Genomic DNA, 18,073 nt, shown 5'->3' on the forward strand with positions numbered 1-18,073 from the left:
CGCGGGGTGGTCGTGGCAACGCTCGACGGCGACGGCCAGAACAATCCAGCCTTCCTGCCCGACCTGATCTCGGCGGTCGAGAAGGGAGCAGGGCGCGTCGGCCTCGCTGCGGGTCAGCGCGTCGGACGCAAGGATACCGGCTTCAAGAAATTCCAGTCGCGCGTGGCCAACGGCGTCCGCAACGCCATCCTGAAGGACGGCACGCGGGATACCGGCTGCGGGTTGAAGGCATTCCGGCGCGAGGTCTTCCTGATGATGCCCTATTTCGACGGGCTGCATCGCTTCCTGCCGGCGCTGGTCCGCCGCGAAGGCTACGAGATCGCCTATGTCGACGTGATCGACCGGCCGCGCCATTCCGGCGTGTCGAACTACGGTTTCTTCGATCGGCTGTGGATCGGCATCATGGATCTCGCCGGGGTGTGGTGGCTGATCCGCCGCAAGAAGCCGACACCAGATGTGACTGAGGTGAACGCATGATCATCCAATACGGTCAGGCGCTGAGCAACTATCTCTACGACGTCTTCGTCGCCAAGTTCGATTTCTGGCTGGCATTCGGCCTGGTCGCGCAGCTGTTCTTCACGGCGCGCTTCCTGGTGCAGTGGATCGCGAGCGAGCGCGCCGGCAACAGCGTGGTGCCGATGGCGTTCTGGTTCTGCTCGATGGGCGGCGGGCTGATGACGCTGGTCTATGGCGTCGTGAAGCGCGAGCCGGTGATCATCCTCGGACAATCGCTCGCAACCATCATCTATATCCGCAACATCATGCTGATCGTGAAGAACCGCGGCCGCGCTTCGAAGACGCTGGATCGCTGAGCGCTAGCGCGTACGGAAGTGCGCTCCCTCTCCCGCTTGCGGGAGAGGGGTGGAGAGGGTGTCTCCGCAATGGGACAATCCCCTAGAGGAGGAAGCCGTCTCCCGGCGCTTCGCGCCGACCTCTCCCGCAAGCGGGAGAGGGTGAACGAGCCGCGGCGATTGATTCAACCTAAAGCCAGTCCGCTCTAGCGCGGCAGCGCCGAGGCCGCGCCAGAGGCGGGCAAGGCGGCTGTCTCCGCCTCGCTCCTGCGATAGGGCTCACCTGCCGCATCCAGCACGGGATAGGCGACCGAGCAGATGTGCGAGTGGATGCGTCTGAGGTCGCGCAGCACGTCGAGATGCAGCGACGTCGTTTCGATGGTTTCGGGCCGGCCCTCGCGCAAGCGGTCGAGATGCCGTTCGACCGCCGCAAGCTCGGTGTTGCGCAGCGCGGTTTTCTCCACCAGCAGCTTGCGCGCCTCGTTGGCGTCGCTCGACATGAAGACGCCGAACGCGATCCGCAGCGAGTCCATGGTGCGCTTGTGGAAGGCGGCGAGCTCGTCGGCGCCTTCCGCCGAGAACTGGAAGCGCCGCTTGATCTTCTTGGTGGCGAGTTCGCTCAGGCTCTTGTCGATGATGTCGCCGATATGTTCGAGGTTGATGGCGAAGGAGATGATCTCCATCGCTCGCCGCCCTTCGCTCTCGTCGAGGCTGCCCCGCATCAATTTGGTCACGTAGAGCTTGATCGCCTCGTCGAGCCCGTCGACGAAATTGTCCATCTTGGAGACCTGGTCAACCAGCGCGCGGTCGCCTGTCATCATCGCAGCCATCACCTTGCGCAGCATGACCTCGACGAGATCGCCCATGCGCAAGGTCTCGCGGGCGGCGTCCGCGAGCGCCAGTGATGGCGTCTCCAGCGCGGTCTCGTCAAGATAGCGCGGTCGGGCGGGGTCGGCCTCCTGCACGCGATCCGGCAAGAGGCGGATGAGCAGGCGCGACATGGTGTCGAGCAGGCCGATGAAGATAATGGCCGTGCCGATATTGAAGGCGATGTGGAAAGCCGCGGTCATCTTGGCGAGATCGGGCTGCCAGGCGTGCATGTGCTCGGCGATCGCGCCCAGGAAGGGCAGGACGAGGGCAATCCCGATCACGCGGTTGACGAGATTGCCGAGCGGCAGGCGATAGCTTGCGGGATCGTACCGCTTGGCGCCCTCGAACACGGGATTGATGGCGCTGCCGAGATTGGCCCCGAGCACCAGCGCCAGCGCCGCGTAGGGCGTGATGAACTGCGAATAGGCCAGCGACATGATCAGGAGCACGCTCGCGACGCTCGAATGCACCGCCCAGGTGACGAGGGCCGCGATGACGATGCACAGGACAGGATCGCCCGTGATGGCCGACATCACGATGCGGACGCCGGGCGCGTTCTCCGCCGGCGCCAGCGTGTCGAGCAGGATGTGCAGCGAAAGCAGCATCAGGCCGAGGCCGATGCAAACGCGGCCGATGTCCTTGATCCGCGAGCGCGGGCCCGAGCGGAAGGCGACGAGCCCGAGCACGAACAGCACGGGTGCGACGGCCGCGATGTTGAACGACAGCACCTGCACGATCAGTGTCGTGCCGACATTGGCCCCGAGCATGATGGCGAGCGCAGCGGCGAGGCTGACGAGGCCTTCGGCCGCGAATGAAGAGGTGATCAGGGCGGTCGCCGTGCTGCTCTGGAGCAGCGCGGTGAGCCCGAGTCCGGCGGCAAAGGCGCTGACGCGATTGCTCAGGGCCTTGCCGAGCAGTCGCCGCAGGTCCGGGCCGAACGCGCGCAAAATCCCGCTGTGGACCATGTGCAGGCCCCACAACAACAGCGCAACGCCGCCCATGAGATCGAGCAGAACCAACGTTCCCATGCTCCGTATCCGGATTGGAGTCGATTGGTAAGGCTAGCGCCAAATGCTTGAGGTTCAAACCATTTGTTGGGGCATCGGCGTTAACGTTTACGAGTGCGTCACGTTCCCGCGGCGCGCGTTGCGCGTCCGCCGGCGCGCGATGCCGCGTCCGCAGGCGCGATGCCTTGTGAGCAGGCTCACATTGCCGCTTTGAGGGCAGCGAAGCCGCGATCGAGATCGGCCTTGAGATCGTCGACGCTTTCGAGACCGATGTGCAGACGCAGGGTAGGGCCGCCCGGCGCCCACTTGGTCGCGGTGCGATAGGCGTCGCAGTCGAAGGGAATTGCAAGGCTCTCGAAGCCGCCCCAGGAGAAGCCCATGCCGAACAGTGTGAGCGTGTTGAGCATGGTGTCGACCGCCTTCTGCGGCGCCGGCTTCAGGACGATGCTGAACAGGCCTGACGCGCCGGTGAAGTCGCGCTTCCAGATGGCGTGACCGGGATCGGTCTCCAACCCCGGATGCAGGACGCGCGCGACCTCGGGCCGGCTAGCCAGCCAGCGCGCCATGTCGAGCCCGGAGCGATGATGCTGCGCCAGCCGCACCGACAGCGTGCGCAGGCCACGCAGCGCGAGGAAGACGTCGTCGGGACCGGCGCAGACGCCGAGCAGGCGGATGCCCTCGGCGACCATCGGCCAGGCCCTGGCACTGGCCGAGATGGTGCCGAACATGATGTCGGAATGGCCGCCGATATATTTGGTGGCGGCCTGCATGCTGATGTCGACGCCCTGTTCGAGCGAGCGGTGATAGAGCGGGGTTGCCCAGGTGTTGTCGTCGATGACGAGCGCATCGCGCGCATGCGCGACCTCGGCGATGGCGCGGATGTCGGGCATCTCGAACGATTGCGAGCCCGGCGCCTCCACCAGCACCGCCCGGGTGTTCGGCTTGAACAGTTTTTCAATGCCGGCGCCAATCATCGGGTCGAAATAGGTGGTCTCGACGCCATAGCGCACGAGCATGCCGTTGCAGAAATTGCGCGAGGGCCGATAGACGTTGTCGCAAACCAGGAGATGGTCCCCGGTCTTCAGCACCGAGAGCAGGGTGGTGGAGATCGCCGACAGGCCCGACGGCACGATGCCGACGCCGGCGCATTGCGGCCCCTCCAGCGCCATCAGCGTCTCCTGGAACGCCTTGGTGGTGGGGGAACCGTGGCGGCCATAGGTGAACTCGCCGCGATGGGCGTGCAGGTCCTCGGCGGTCGGGTAGAGCACGGTCGAGCCGTGGAAGACCGGCGGATTGACGAACCCCTTCTGCGCCTTGGTGTCGCGGCCGGAGGTAACCAGCCGGGTCTCGGCGTGCTGCTCTTGGGGGTGCGAGGAATCCATGCGTCTGCTTTCAAAACCGCGTTTCCGCTCGGGCCTAGCGCCTGACGGGCTGGCCGAAAGGCCGCTGTCGTTAATAACAGAACACAGAAGAGTCCCGTCAACCCCTTGACCCGGCACGCCAGTCGTTCTGAGATGCGCGGGTGCTATTCAGTCGCCGCATGTTGAGGGGCCTGCCGCGACCTTCGATCCATCGCCTGACCGGACTTTGCGTCACAGCCATGATGGCGGGCGCCTGCGGCGGGGATTAAGGTATTGGCCTCCCGGGATCGGCGGGTGTTCGGCAAGGTTTTCCAGCATGACTCTTGCAGGGCTGGTCGTGATACGCCTGGCCCCGGCAGAGATGATCCTGAGACAACATTCCTTGAGACGACTTTGAAAGGCCCAAAGCCCATGAAACGCGTAACCCTGGCTCTCACCCTTGCTCTCGCCGCAGGCCTCTCTTCCCAAGCCGCCGACGCGCAAACGCTCAAGACCATCAAGGATCGGGGCATGTTGTCCTGCGGCGTCAGCCAGGGCCTGCCGGGATTCTCCTCGCCCGACGACAAGGGCAACTGGACCGGGCTCGACGTCGACGTTTGCCGGGCGATCGCCGGGGCGATCTTCAACGATGCGACCAAGGTCAAATATGTGCCGCTGTCCGCCAAGGACCGCTTCACCGCGCTGCAATCCGGTGAAATCGACCTGCTCTCGCGCAACACCACCTGGACCATCTCGCGTGATACCTCGCTCGGCGCCAACTTCACCGGCGTGACCTATTATGACGGGCAGGGCTTCATGGTGAAGAAGTCGCTCAAGGTGAATTCGGCGCTCGAGCTCAACAGCGCCTCGGTCTGCGTGCAGACCGGCACTACCACCGAGCAGAATCTCGCCGACTACTTCAAGGCCAACAACATGAAGTACGAGGTGATCGCATTCGGCACCAACGACGAAACGGTCAAGGCCTATGAAGCCGGGCGCTGCGACGTCTTCACCACCGACCAGTCGGGCCTCTACGCCAATCGCCTGAAGCTCGCCAATCCCAACGACCACATGGTGCTCCCCGAGATCATCTCGAAGGAGCCGCTCGGCCCGATGGTGCGCCACGGCGACGACCAGTGGTTCGACATCGTGAAGTGGACGCTGTTCGCGATGATCACCGCCGAAGAGCTCGGCGTGACCTCGAAAAACGTCGACGAGAAAGCGAAGCTGGAAAATCCCGAGTTGAAGCGCGTTCTCGGCACCGACGGCAATTTCGGCGAACAGCTCGGTTTGACCAAGGACTGGGTGGTGCGGGTCGTGAAGGCGGTCGGCAATTACGGCGAAGTGTTCGATCGCAATGTCGGCGCGGGCTCGCCGCTCGCCATCAACCGCGGTCTCAACAATCTCTGGAACAAGGGCGGTCTCCAGTACGCGCCGCCGATCCGCTGATCGCCTCTGACCCGCTGGCAGCGGCATGAGCACCGAGGCCCGAAAACCGCCGCCCCAGATCGCGCTGAAGATCCGGCGCATTCTGGGCGGCAAGGCAGGCTGGAACGGCGTCGCCGTCCAGTTTGCCTTCGCGGCGATCCTGGGCTGGATCGGCTACGAGATCGTCTCCAACGCCCGCGCCAACCTCGAGAACCAGCACATCGCCGCCGGCTTCGGCTTCTTGCGGAACAATGCCGGCTTCGACGTCAACCAGACCCTGATCTCCTACACCGGCTCGGACACGTTCCTGCGCGTGTTCGTAGTCGGTCTCCTCAACACACTCGTGGTCTCGGTGGTAGGCATCGTCTTCGCCACGTTGATCGGGTTCACCGTCGCGCTATGCCGGCTCTCGCCCAATTGGCTGTTGTCGCGCGTCGGCGAGATCTATGTCGAGATCATCCGCAACCTGCCGGTGCTGTTCCAGATCCTGTTCTGGTACCTCGCGGTGCTCGCGGCCTTGCCCAATCCGCGGCAGAGCATCTCGCTGTTCGGCATTGCCTTTGTCAGCAATCGCGGCCTCGTCGTTCCCAGTCCGATAGGCCAGAGCGGCCTCGAGCCGTTCCTGGCGATGCTGGCGCTCGGCGTCGTCGCGGCACTGGCCTTGCGCTTCTATGCCCGGCGCGCATTGTTTCAGGAAGGGCGGATGATCCGGATCTGGCCCTATGTGCTGGGTCTGCTGTTCGGGCTGCCGCTCGCCGCGATGCTGGTGTTCGGTCGGCCATTCACCTTCGAGCTGCCGCAGCTGAAGGGTTTCAACTTCGCCGGCGGCTCGCGCATCATTCCGGAGTTCGTGGCGCTGACGCTGGCGCTGTCGACCTATACCGCCGCCTTCATCGCCGAGATCGTGCGCGCCGGCATCCTGTCCGTTCACAAGGGACAGATGGAGGCGGGGTCCTCGCTCGGCCTCAGCCGCGGCACGACGCTCCGGCTGATCGTGGTGCCGCAGGCCATGCGCGTCATCGTGCCGCCGCTGACCAACCAGTACCTCAATCTCACCAAGAACTCGTCGCTGGCGGTCGCGATCGGCTATCCTGACCTCGTCTCCGTGTTCGCCGGCACGTCGCTGAGCCAGACCGGGCAGGCGATCGAGATCATCGCCATGACCATGGGCATCTATCTCCTGATCTCGCTGCTCACCAGCGCCGTCATGAGCGTCTACGGTTGGCGCGTCAGCCGGAGTCTCGGCGCATGAGCGATATCGCCTCGAACAGCTTCGTCCGCCAGGACCTCCTCACCGAGCGTCCTGCGCCGGTGAAGACCACGGGCTTTGTCGGCCTGATGCGGACGCGCCTGTTCAACTCGCCGACCAACATCCTGCTCACGATCGTGGGCGCCTTGCTGCTGTGGTTCACCATCATTCCCTCCGTCAGGTTCCTGATGGTGGACGCGGTGTGGAGCGGCAAGGACCGCACGGCATGCCTCACGGAGAACGCCGGCTTTGCCGTCGGTGCCTGCTGGCCTTATATCCAGGCCAAGCTGCCGCAACTGATCTACGGCTTCTATCCCGAGGCCGAGCGCTGGCGCGTCAATCTCACATTCGTCCTGGCGGTGGTCCTGCTGGTGCCGATGCTCATTCCCCGGCTGCCGGCAAAGGGCCTGAATGCCGGCGTGTTCTTCTTCGCCTTTCCCGTGGTCGCCTTCTTCCTGCTGCACGGCGGCGGCATCAAGGGCTTTGGCCTGAGCTGGACGGCTGACCTGCTGCAGCTGTTCGACGAGAGCATCGTCAATGCCGGACAGGCCCTGCTCGCTCTCAGCAAGACGTCGGCCGTCGCACCGCTCTTCTGGATTGTCGGCAATTTCATCGTGCTGGTCGGCACGGGGATTTATTGGCTGATCTTTCCGCTGACCTGGCTGCGTGACCAACTCCTGGGAACGGGCCAATCGGTCTGGACCGATTTCGCCATCACGGCTGCGATCGTCTCCCTGATCGCCTTCGTTCTCGGCGGCGGCGTTCGCACCGGCGGGCGGGCTCTCGCATCGAGCGTCGCCACCTTCATCGCCATCGCCATCGTCATCAAGCTGATGGGGCTCGATCACGGCGGATTGCCGGTTGTGGCAACAAATCTGTGGGGCGGCCTTCTGGTGACGCTGGTGGTCTCCGTCACCGGCATCGTCACCTCGCTGCCGATCGGCATCGCGCTGGCGCTCGGCCGCCGCTCCACGATTCCGCTGATCCGGATCTTCTCAATCGCCTTCATCGAGTTCTGGCGCGGCGTGCCGCTGATCACCGTGCTGTTCTTCGCCACCTACATGCTGCCGCTGTTCCTGCCGGGTAATTTCACCGTCGACGGTCTCGTCCGCGCGCTGATCGGCATCGCGCTGTTCACGGGCGCCTACCAGGCCGAGAACGTCCGCGGCGGGCTCGCTGCGATCCCGCGCGGGCAGGGCGAGGCAGCCGCGGCCCTGGGCCTGTCCTGGTGGAAGACGACCTCGCTGATCGTGCTGCCGCAGGCGCTGCGTCACGTCATTCCGAACCTCGTCAACAGCTTCATCTCGCTGTTCAAGGACACCTCGCTGGTCTCGATCGTGGCGCTGTTCGATCTGTTGGGCTCGCTGCGGGCCTCGTTCTCGGATCCGAAATGGTCGACGCCCTCGACCGCGTTCACCGGCTTCGCCTTCGCCGGGATCATCTACTTCATCTTCTGCTTTGGAATGTCGCGCTACTCGCTGTTCGTCGAGCACCGCCTCAACGCCCACCGTCGCAACTGATCGAGGTCACCATGTCCGACCCCATCGTCAAGATTTCCGGCCTCAACAAATGGTACGGCGACTTTCACGTGCTGCGCGACATCGACCTCGCGGTCCGGAAGGGCGAGCGCATCGTGATCTGCGGGCCCTCGGGCTCCGGCAAGTCGACCTTGATCCGCTGCATCAACGCGCTCGAGGAATTCCAGGAGGGCGAGATCGTCGTCGACGGCATCGAGCTCGGGCCCAACCTCAAGCACGTCGACGCGGTGCGCCGCGAAGTCGGCATGGTGTTCCAGAGCTTCAATCTGTTCCCGCACCTGACCGTGCTGGACAATTGCACGCTGGCGCCGATCTGGGTGCGCAACATCCCGAAGAAGGACGCCGAGGAGACTGCGATGAAGTTCCTGGAGCGGGTCAAGATCCCGCACCAGGCCAACAAGTTTCCGGGGCAGATGTCCGGCGGCCAGCAGCAGCGCGTCGCGATCGCGCGGGCCCTGACGATGAACCCGAAGGTCATGCTGTTCGACGAGCCCACCTCCGCACTCGACCCCGAGATGGTCAAGGAGGTGCTGGATACCATGGTGGACCTCGCCGAGGAGGGCATGACCATGCTGGTGGTCACCCACGAAATGGGCTTTGCCCGCGAGGTCGCCAACCGCGTGGTGTTCATGGACGCCGGCCAGATCATCGAGGCCAACACCCCGAACGAGTTCTTTGCGGCGCCTCAGCACGCCCGCACAAAGCTGTTCCTGAGCCAGATCCTGCGGTGACCACCTGCAATCGGGTGGCCTCGCCGGTCTGAGCGACCCGCCAGCTTGGCACCATCCGAATCAGCTTTGCGTCTTTTCGGCCATCCTCCGGAGAGAGACCTTGCAGAGCAGTGTCGGCGCGCGCGCATACCAGAATGCGCGATTGGCAAAGAAGTTGAGGAAGCAGGCGGACGCCGTGATGTCCTTCGCGGTCGAGGCACTCGGCCAGGGCAGATTTGCGGAGGCCGAGACGCTCTGCCGCGAGATCCTGAAAGAGGTTCCGGATCATTTCCACGCCACGCACCTGCTCGGCCTGCGTGCGTATGAGGGCGGGCGGTTCGAGGAGGCGCAACAGCTGCTTGAGCGCGCGATCGCGCTCGATCCGCGCTCGCCCGATGCCCATGGCAATCTCGGGGCCGTGTATTTCGATCTGCAGAAATTCAAGGACGCCCGCGCATGCCAGGAGAAGGCCATTGCGCTGAAGCCGAATTGTCCGATCACCCTGACCAATCTCGGCAATACGCTGCTGAACATCGGCCTCGGCGAGCAGGCGATCGGACTGCACGAACGCGCCATCCGGCTACGGCCGGACTATGCCGATGCGTTCTGCAATCGCGGCATGGCGGAGCTGATGACCGGCCAGTGCGAGCGTGCCAAGGAGAGTTTCGAGCGCGCCCTCTTGTTTCAGCCGCGGCACGCCGAAGCGCTCGCCGGCAAGGGCATGGTATGCATCGAGCTCCGCCACTACGCGGAGGCGGAAGCCGCCCTCGCGGCAGGCCTCGCGATCAAGCCGGGCTCACCGAGGATTCTGGCGCAGCGCGGACGGCTCAACTTCGACCTGTACCGGCTGGAGCAGGCGGCCGTGGATTTCGATGCGGCGCTGGTGCAATCGCCACGGCTCGAGCTCGCGCTGCGTGGCAAGGCGCAGGTCAACCTTCTGTTGGGGAACACGACGCAGGCGATTGCCGCCGTCAAGACCCTGCTCGAGGACAATCCGCGGTCCGATTACGCGATCGTGCTACTCGGCGCCTGCTACGCGAACCAGGGAGACGTCGCGACGGCGCTCGAGCACCTCGACGCCGCACTCGAGATCTCGCCGGATTATGCGGATGCCATCGCACGCAAGATATTCATCCTGGATTATCTGCCGGAGGCCGATTTCGCGGTCCAGCAGGCGGCACGAAAATCATGGTGGGATGCGATCGGCGCCGGATTGCCGCAACGGACACTGCCACCCCGGAAGCTCGATCCGGACAGGCGGATCGTGGTCGGTTATGTCGCGTCGGAATTCAGGAACCACTCGGCAGCGTTCGCGCTGTTGCCGGTGCTGCGCCATCATGATCGCGCCAGGTTCGAGATCGTCTGCTATTCCTGCTGGCCGTTGCAGGATGAGATCACCGAGAGATTCAAGCCTCTTGCGGACGTCTGGGTCGACGCCGCGCAGCTTTCGGACGACGAACTGGCCGATCGTATTGAGGCCGACAAGATCGATATCCTGATCGACGTGTCGGGGCACACGGCCGGCAACAGGCTCCCTGTATTCGCCCGGAAGCCGGCCCCAATCCAGGTCACGGGCTTCGGACATGCCACGGGGACGGGACTTCAGACCATGGACTACGTTCTTGCGGATCCGATCTTCATTCCGCAATCAGAGCGCCATCTGCTGGCCGAGAAGGTTCATGATCTGCCTTGCCTGATCACGATCGATCCGATCCTGGATGTGCCGCCCTCGGAACTACCCATGCTCCGGAACGGCCATGTGACCTTCGGCGTGTTCAACCGCATCTACAAGATCTCGGATGAGGCGATCCGGGTGTGGTCGAAAGTGATGCGTGAGGTGGCGGGATCGAAGATCATTATCAAGCACGGGCTGCTCGACGATCCCTTGCTGCGCGACGGCCTGATCGCGCGGTTCGTGGCAAATGGCATTGTGGAAGAGAATATCACGTGCCTCGGCTCGACCTCGCGCCACGAGCATCTGCTGGCCTTTGCGAAAGTCGACATCTCCCTCGACACATTCCCGCAAAATGGCGGCATCAGCACCTGGGAATCCCTCTATGCGGGCGTTCCTGTCGTCGCCAAGCTCGGCCACGGCGCGTCGTCGCGCGCCGGCGGCTCCATCGTGACGGCCGTTGGCCTTGGCGACTGGGTCGCCGAGGATGACGACGGCTATGCCGCGATCGCATGCAAATATGCGGCGCAGCCCGCCCAGCTGGCCAAGTTGCGGGCGGATCTGCCGGCTCGGATCGCAGCCTCGTCTGCCGGCAATGTCGAACTCTACACGCGTGAGGTCGAAGCGGCCTATCGCCGGTTCTGGCACGATCATTGTGCCGCTGCCCTGGAACGCGGCGAGGGGGCGTAGGCGCCCCGGGAAATCCCGGGGGTCCGGTGCCCGGCCGGCCAAGCTCGCGAATCAGTTAGACTCTGCCGAGGGCATTCTCCGGAGATACACCTTGCAGAACAGCGGCGGCGGCGCGCGCGCATTTCAGAACGCGCGATTGCAGAAGAAATTGATGAAGCAGGCCGACGCCGTCATCGCCGCTGCGGCGAACGCCTATGGCCAGGGTCGATATGCCGAGACCGAGGCGCTGTGCCGTGAGATCCTGAAAGCCCTTCCGGATCATGTCGACGCTATCCACCTGCTCGGCATGTGCGCCCACGACGGCCGGCGCCTCGAGGAGGCGAAAGAGCTCCTGGAGCGCGTGATTGCACTCGATCCGCGCTCGCACGATGCCCATAACAACCTCGCGACCGTGCATTTCGACCTCGGCATTTACGACGAGGCGCGGCGTTGCCAGGAGAGGGCGATCGCGCTGAAGCCGAATTTCGCTGTCGCGCTCACCAATCTCGGCAACACGCTGATGCATATGGGACAGTACGAGCAGGCGCTCGTGCTGCACGAGCGCGCCATCAAGCTGAAGCCGGATTATGCCGATGCGTTCTGCAATCGTGGCATGGTCGAGATCGTGCTTGGACAGGTCATGCGCGCGAAGGAAAGTTTTGATCGAGCCCTGCTGTTTCAGCCCCGTCACGCCGAGGCCATCGTCGGCAGCGGCATGGTCAGCATGGAGCTCCGGCACTACGACGAGGCGGCCGCCAAATTTGCCACGGCGCTGGCGATCAAGCCCGGCGCGCCGAGGATCCTGGCCCAGCGCGGGCGGCTCAGTTACGAGCTGCAGCGCCTGGAGCCCGCGCTTGCGGATTTCGAGGCGGCGCTTACGATCTCGCCCAAGCTCGAGCTGGCGCTCCGGGGCAAGGCTCAGACCTGCCTCGTCATGGGACGAACCGCGCAGGCGATGGCGGCCGCGACGACCCTGATCGAGCGAAATCCGCGCTCCGAGATGGGAGTGGCGCTGATGGGCTTCGCTTATTCGAACCAGGGCGACATGGACACCGCGATCGAATACCTCGATCGTGCGCTGGCGCTCCGACCGGACTATGGGGATGCGATCAGAGGAAAGATATTCCTACAAGACTACCGTGCCGAGGCCGATTTCGTGGTCCAGCAGGCCGTGCGAAAATCCTGGTGGGATGCGATCGGCTCGAAGATTCCCAAAAGGACGCTGCCGAAGCGGGAGCTCGATCCGGAGAAGCGGATCGTGGTCGGCTATGTCGCCGCCGAATTCCGGCAGCACTCGGCGGGTCTCACCCTGCTGCCGGTCCTGCGCAACCACGATCACACCAAATTTGAGATCATCTGCTACTACTGCTGGCCGGGCGCGGACGAGTACACCGCCAAGTTCAAATCATTGGCTGACGTCTGGGTTGATGCCTGGGGGCTTTCGGACGACGAACTCGCCGATCGTATTCAGGCCGACAATGTCGACATCCTGATCGACGTGTCGGGCCATACCACGGGAAACAGGCTGCAATGTTTCGCGCGGAAGCCGGCGCCGATCCAGGCCACCGGCTTCGGTCACGCCACGGGCACCGGCATGCCGACCATGGACTATGTGCTCGCGGATCCCATCTTCATTCCGCCATCGGCCCGGCACTTGTTTCCCGAGAAGATCCACGATCTGCCGTGCCTGATCACGATGGAGCCCGTCACCAATCTGCAGCCCTCAGAGCTGCCGATGCTCCGCAACGGCTATGTCACGTTCGGCGTGTTCAACCGCATCTACAAGATCTCGGACGATGCGATCCGTGTGTGGTCGGCCATCATGCGTGAGGTGCCGGGATCGAAGATCATCCTCAAGCATGGTTTGCTCGATGATCAGCTGCTGCGCGATAGCTTGATCGCACGCTTCATCGCGCAGGGCATTGCGGAGGAGAACATCACGTGCCTCGGCACCACCTCGCGCGACGATCACCTGATGGCGTTTGACCAGATCGATATTTCCCTCGACACGTTCCCGCAAAATGGCGGCATCAGCACTTGGGAATCCCTCTACAAGGGCGTTCCCGTCGTGGCCAAGCTCGGTAACGGAGCCTCCTCGCGTGCCGGCGCCTCCATCGTGACCGCCGTCGGCCTCGGCGACTGGGTCGCCGAGGATGACGATGGCTATGTCGAGATCGCCCGAAGGTTTGCCTCACAGCCCGAATATCTGGCGCAGTTGCGCGCGGGTTTGCCAGCGCAGATCGCAGCCTCACCCGCCGGCAATGTCGAAATCTACACGCGCGAGCTCGAAGCGGGTTATCGCCAGTTCTGGCGCGACCATTGCGCTGCCGCCGCGGAAGGCGGCGACACTGCATAGGCGGGGCAGGCGCACCAGGCCATTCCGCGGCCAGATCCCGCGGTGAGCCCCGGGATATCCCCGGAGGCCCTCCGAGCGGCCGGCCTGACGCGCGAATCAGTTAGACTCGCTACGGGCCATCTTCCGGAGAGACACCTTGCAGAGCAGTGCCGGCGCGCGCGCATTCCAGAACGCGCGATTGCAGAAGAAAATGAAGAAGCAGGCCGACGCCATCATCTCGGCCGCGGCGAGCGCCTATGGACTGGGCAGATATGCGGAGACCGAGTCGCTCTGCCGCCAGATCCTGCAAGCCGTTCCGGATCACTTCGACGCCACGCACCTGCTCGGCCTGAGCGTGCAACAGGGCGGGCGCCTGGAGGAGGCGCAACAGCTGCTCGAGCGCGCGATCGCGATCGATCCGCGTTCGCACGAGGCCCATAACAATCTTGCTGCCGTTCACTGTGCGCTTCAGAAATTTGAGGCCGCCCGCGCGTGTCAGGAGAAGGCGATCGCGCTGAAGCCGAATTTTGCGCCGGCCCTGACCGGCCTCGGCAACACCTTGCTCCAGATGAACCTGCCCGAGCAGGCTATCGAGCTGTACGATCGCGCGATCAAGCTGAAGCCAGACCATGCCGATGCGCTCTGCAATCGTGGCCTGGCCGAGCTGGCGCTGGGCCGGTTCGACCGGGCCAGGCAAAGCTTCGAGCGCGCTCTGTTGTTTCAGCCGCGGCACGCCGAAGCGCTCGTCGGCAAAGGCGTGGTCAGCATCGAGCTCAAGCACTACGATGAGGCGGAAGCCGCCCTCGCAGCGGCGCTCGCGATCAGGCCCGGTTCGGCGAAGGTCCTCGCGCACCGCGGCCGGCTCAATTTTGCGCTGTCGCGGCCGGAACGAGCGGCCGCGGATTTTGACGCAGCACTTGCGCTTTCGCCCAAGCTCGAAGTGGCGTTGCGGGGGAAGGCGGAAGTCTCGCTGAGTTTGGGGAATACCGCGCAGGCGATCCTGGCCTGTACGGCGTTGCTCGAGGAAAATCCGCGCTCGGCGATCGCGCTGGCGCTGCTGAGTTCCTGTTTTGCAAACCAGGGAGAGATCGCGGCCGCGATCGAACATCTCGATGCCGCGCTGGCGATCACGCCGGACGAGCCGGACCTGATCGCGCGGAAGATCTACTTTCTGGACTTTCTTCCTGACGCCGATTTCACGGTTCAACAGGCCGCGCGAAAGTCTTGGGGGGAAGCGTTCGGCGCCCGAGTGCCGCAAAGGAAGCTCGCGCCCCGGCAGTTCGATCCCGACAGGCGGATCGTGGTCGGTTACGTGTCCGCAGAGTTCTGGTACCACTCGGCGGCGTTCGGTCTGTTACCGGTGCTGCGCCATCACGACCGCGCCCAATTCGAGATCGTCTGCTATTCGTGCTCGCCGACGCGAGACGAGATGACCGCCAGGTTCAAGTCGTTCGCGGACGTCTGGGTCGACGCCTCGCAACTTTCGGACGACGAGCTGGCCGATCGTATTGAGGCCGACAAGGTCGATATCCTGATCGACGTGTCGGGGCATACCACCGGCAACAGGCTCCCTGTCTTCGCCCGCAAGCCGGCTCCGGTCCAGGTCACGGGCTTTGGACACGCCACGGGGACCGGCCTGCAGACCATGGATTACGTGCTCGCGGATCCGATCTTCATTCCGGAATCGGCCCGCCATCTGCTGGCCGAAAAGGTTCATGACCTGCCATGCCTGATCACGATGGATCCCATCCTCGATGTGCCCGCTTCGGAGCTTCCCATGCTCCGCAACGGCCACGTAACCTTCGGCGTCTTCAATCGCATCTCCAAGATCTCGGATGAGGCCATCCGTGTGTGGGCGAAGGTGATGGGCGAGGTGACCGGATCGAAGATCATCATCAAACATACGCTGCTTGACGATCCGCTGGTGCGGGACGGGCTTCTCGCCCGTTTGGTGGCGCAGGGCATCGTCGAGGAGAACATCACGTGCCTCGGCTCGTCCGCGCGCACTGAGCATCTGCGGGCCTTTGCCAACGTCGATATTTCGCTTGATACTTTCCCGCAAAACGGCGGCGTCAGCACCTGGGAATCCCTCTATGCAGGCGTTCCGGTCGTCGCCAAGCTCGGCCACGGCGCCTCGTCGCGCGCCGGCGGCTCCATCGTGGCTGCCGTCGGTCTCAATGACTGGGTCGCCGAGGATGACGAGGGGTATGTCGCGATCGCGTGCAAATATGCGGCGCGGCCCGAGCATCTGGCAAAGTTGCGTGCAGAGCTGCCGGCACGGATCGCAGCCTCGCCCGCCGGCAATGTCGAGATCTACACGCGCAGGGTCGAGGAGGGTTATCGCCGGTTCTGGCGCGACCATTGTGCCGCGACCTCGGAACGCGGCGAGGGCGCATAAACCGGCCGAACCGCGCGGACCTTGTGGACGCGCGTCCCCGGCCTGAGGACGCCTGCGACGATCACACGAACGGCGGCTTGATGTTGCTGCGCTTCTCCAGCCACTCCGGCACCGGAAGGTTCTTGGCGCGCATGAAATCTGCGTTGAACAGCTTCGACTGATAGCGGCTGCCGGAATCGCACAGCACGGTGACGATCGTCTTGCCGGGCCCGAGCTGTTTTGCGAGGCGCATCGCGCCCACGATGTTGATGCCGGTCGAGCCGCCGAGGCACAGGCCCTCGTGCTGGAGCAGCTCGTAGATGGCGCTGACAGCTTCGGCATCGGGAATGAGATAGGCGTCGTCGACCTTGGCCGTCTCGACGATCGCGGTCGCCCGGTTGAGGCCGATGCCTTCGGTGATCGATCCGCCGGGCGTCGCCTTGGCGTCGCCAGTCCTGAAATATTCGTACATGCCGGCGCCGTGCGGATCGGCGCAGGCGATCCGCACGTTCTTGTTCTTCTCCTTCAGATAACGGCTGGTGCCGGCGAGCGTGCCGCCGCTGCCGACCGAGCAGACGAAGCCATCGACCTTGCCGCCGGTCTGCTCCCAGATCTCGGGGCCCGTCGATTCGTAATGTGCCTTGGCATTGTCGAGGTTGTTCCACTGGTCTGCGAACAGCACGCCATTGGGCTCGGTCTTGCGCAGCTCGTCCGCAAGCCGCCGGCCGACGTGTTGATAGTTGTTGGGGTTGGCATAGGGCAGGGCCGGCACCTCGATCAGCTCGGCGCCGCACAGCTTCAGGAAGTCCTTCTTTTCCTGGCTCTGCGTTTCCGGGATCACGATCAGCGTGCGGTAGCCGCGCGCGCTCGCCACCACCGCGAGTCCGATGCCGGTATTGCCGGCAGTCGCTTCCACCACGAGGCCGCCGGGCTTGAGCTCGCCGCGCTTCTCGGCCTCCAGGATCATCCATTTGCCGGCACGGTCTTTGACCGACTGGCCGGGGTTCATGAACTCGGCCTTGCCGAGAATGGTGCAGCCGGTCAGTTCCGAGGCGCGCTTCAGCTTGATCAGCGGGGTGTCGCCGATGGCTTCGACAACGTCGTTTCGAATGGTCATGTCAGGGAAATCGCTACCAAGGGGGTTGATCTGGTTGACCAGAACCTAGTGCTTGGGAGGGCAAAGGGGAAGGCTTTTGCGCTGCGGCGAAACCGGCTGAAGCGCCTGTCTAAACAGGGATATTATCGAGCGGCGCGACCGGCGATGATGCGTTTGGCCGGGCGGCGGGATATCAATAGGAGGAAATGACCAAACTCCGTCAGAGCATGGAAGATGATGGTCGTCACCAGCGACTTCACGACCGCTTGTTTTCAAGGGCGAGTCGGGAGGACAGCAGGGAACGTGGATAGCGAGGGCGCGACCGAGCCGAAGCCGCGCGGGGCGTAGCGGGACCCGTCGAAAGGCCCCGATGCCGGTGTGGCAGCAATATCACATGAAATCTTGGTAAGCTTGTTCACGTTTCCCAATGTTTTCGGAGTGAGAGAAGTCTCTGCGAGACAGGCACCTTTTGCATTTTGATCGATCCGCTTGGGGCTCGTTGGCCCGGCCATCTCGCGACTGCGGGACTGTCCCGCGGTTCAGCGCCCGGCTAGTATCAATGTCGAAGTTCCGCAGAAAGCATCAGGACTGTGAACGAGTTGTCCAAAGCCCCCCGATTGTCCCGCCGCGAATCGGTTAATCCGGTTGCGCGGCGGCTTGATCTGCCCGGCGGGGGGTGGATGTGACACAGGATGTTCCGGCGATCGCCATGCGGCGGTCCGAAGGTTCTGCATCCCGGACGCGGCGCGCGGCGCGCTGGCTTGCGGTATTGTGCCTCGCTGCCGGCTCGGGCGCGTGCGTGCTGACCCAGGACCTTCCCGATCCCGCCCTCGACGTTCCCACGCAGTACAAATACGCGGGCAAGGGCGAGGCGCCGCCGTCGTTGGATTGGTGGCGTGGCTTCCGCTCCGCGGAGCTGACGCAGCTGATGGAAGAGGCGCAGACCGTCAACCTCGACATCGCCGCCGCCGTCTCGCGCATCGTCCAGGCC

The 18,073-nt window shown here is 64.0% G+C and carries 11 protein-coding genes and 2 pseudogenes; 10 read left to right on the forward strand and 3 right to left on the reverse strand.

What is annotated here, in order from left to right; all coding sequences use genetic code 11:
* A pseudogene (locus MOV74_RS11715) lies at positions 1-477 on the forward strand (dolichol-phosphate mannosyltransferase); the annotation flags it as partial.
* Positions 474-812 (forward strand): lipid-A-disaccharide synthase N-terminal domain-containing protein, encoded by a 339-nt coding sequence (locus tag MOV74_RS11720; protein WP_246921735.1) that lies wholly within the window; start codon positions 474-476, stop codon positions 810-812. The pseudogene MOV74_RS11715 and the gene MOV74_RS11720, both read left to right, overlap by 4 nt.
* Before the next feature lie 185 nt (positions 813-997).
* Here MOV74_RS11720 and MOV74_RS11725 read toward each other — a convergent pair whose 3' ends face one another.
* Both MOV74_RS11725 and metC read right to left on the reverse strand, forming a co-directional pair.
* Complete coding sequence (locus MOV74_RS11725) at positions 998-2,689, reverse strand: Na/Pi cotransporter family protein (RefSeq protein ID WP_246921738.1); 1,692 nt, start codon at positions 2,687-2,689, stop codon at positions 998-1,000.
* Between the two features lie 176 nt (positions 2,690-2,865).
* The gene (gene metC / locus MOV74_RS11730) at positions 2,866-4,050 is read right to left on the reverse strand and encodes a cystathionine beta-lyase (protein WP_246921740.1); all 1,185 of its coding nucleotides are present in this window, start codon (positions 4,048-4,050) and stop codon (positions 2,866-2,868) included.
* A gap of 390 nt (positions 4,051-4,440) precedes the next feature.
* Here metC and MOV74_RS11735 point away from each other — a divergent pair, with 390 nt between their 5' ends.
* The 7 genes from MOV74_RS11735 (at position 4,441) to MOV74_RS11765 (ending at position 16,007) form a co-directional block, all read left to right on the forward strand.
* The gene (locus MOV74_RS11735; protein ID WP_246921743.1) at positions 4,441-5,457 is read left to right on the forward strand and encodes an amino acid ABC transporter substrate-binding protein; all 1,017 of its coding nucleotides are present in this window, start codon (positions 4,441-4,443) and stop codon (positions 5,455-5,457) included.
* Between the two features lie 25 nt (positions 5,458-5,482).
* Entirely contained in the window at positions 5,483-6,688 is a 1,206-nt protein-coding gene (locus MOV74_RS11740; RefSeq protein ID WP_246921745.1) for an amino acid ABC transporter permease, read from the forward strand.
* On the forward strand, positions 6,685-8,205 hold the full coding sequence (locus MOV74_RS11745) for an amino acid ABC transporter permease (RefSeq protein WP_246921748.1): 1,521 nt from the start codon (positions 6,685-6,687) through the stop codon (positions 8,203-8,205). Before MOV74_RS11740 ends, MOV74_RS11745 begins: the two co-directional genes overlap by 4 nt.
* 11 nt (positions 8,206-8,216) lie before the next feature.
* Entirely contained in the window at positions 8,217-8,954 is a 738-nt protein-coding gene (locus MOV74_RS11750) for an amino acid ABC transporter ATP-binding protein (protein ID WP_246921751.1), read from the forward strand.
* A gap of 100 nt (positions 8,955-9,054) precedes the next feature.
* Positions 9,055-11,295, forward strand: coding sequence for a tetratricopeptide repeat protein (locus tag MOV74_RS11755; protein WP_246921754.1), 2,241 nt, complete (start codon positions 9,055-9,057; stop codon positions 11,293-11,295).
* 91 nt (positions 11,296-11,386) lie between these two features.
* Positions 11,387-13,630: a tetratricopeptide repeat protein gene (locus tag MOV74_RS11760; RefSeq protein WP_246921757.1), complete on the forward strand. Its 2,244-nt coding sequence runs from the start codon at positions 11,387-11,389 to the stop codon at positions 13,628-13,630.
* A gap of 136 nt (positions 13,631-13,766) precedes the next feature.
* Positions 13,767-16,007: a glycosyltransferase family 41 protein gene (locus MOV74_RS11765; protein WP_246921760.1), complete on the forward strand. Its 2,241-nt coding sequence runs from the start codon at positions 13,767-13,769 to the stop codon at positions 16,005-16,007.
* 61 nt (positions 16,008-16,068) lie between these two features.
* Here the strand turns inward: MOV74_RS11765 and MOV74_RS11770 are convergent, their stop codons facing one another.
* The gene (locus MOV74_RS11770) at positions 16,069-17,103 is read right to left on the reverse strand and encodes a cysteine synthase A (protein WP_246921763.1); all 1,035 of its coding nucleotides are present in this window, start codon (positions 17,101-17,103) and stop codon (positions 16,069-16,071) included.
* Positions 17,104-17,791: 688 nt separating this feature from the next.
* On the opposite strand from MOV74_RS11770, the pseudogene MOV74_RS11775 reads away from it, so the two are divergent.
* Positions 17,792-18,073, forward strand: a pseudogene (locus MOV74_RS11775) (RND transporter); the annotation flags it as partial.

It is taken from the genome of Bradyrhizobium sp. SHOUNA76, from assembly GCF_023006445.1.
Classification (GTDB): Bacteria; Pseudomonadota; Alphaproteobacteria; order Rhizobiales; family Xanthobacteraceae; genus Bradyrhizobium.

Bases quoted from the DNA above. Each gene is read 5' to 3' on its own strand.
- MOV74_RS11720 (WP_246921735.1), top strand. From the start codon at position 474: ATGATCATCCAATACGGTCAGGCGCTGAGCAACTATCTCTACGACGTC.
- MOV74_RS11725 (WP_246921738.1), bottom strand. From the start codon at position 2,689: ATGGGAACGTTGGTTCTGCTCGATCTCATGGGCGGCGTTGCGCTGTTG.
- metC (WP_246921740.1), bottom strand. From the start codon at position 4,050: ATGGATTCCTCGCACCCCCAAGAGCAGCACGCCGAGACCCGGCTGGTT.
- MOV74_RS11735 (WP_246921743.1), top strand. From the start codon at position 4,441: ATGAAACGCGTAACCCTGGCTCTCACCCTTGCTCTCGCCGCAGGCCTC.
- MOV74_RS11740 (WP_246921745.1), top strand. From the start codon at position 5,483: ATGAGCACCGAGGCCCGAAAACCGCCGCCCCAGATCGCGCTGAAGATC.
- MOV74_RS11745 (WP_246921748.1), top strand. From the start codon at position 6,685: ATGAGCGATATCGCCTCGAACAGCTTCGTCCGCCAGGACCTCCTCACC.
- MOV74_RS11750 (WP_246921751.1), top strand. From the start codon at position 8,217: ATGTCCGACCCCATCGTCAAGATTTCCGGCCTCAACAAATGGTACGGC.
- MOV74_RS11770 (WP_246921763.1), bottom strand. From the start codon at position 17,103: ATGACCATTCGAAACGACGTTGTCGAAGCCATCGGCGACACCCCGCTG.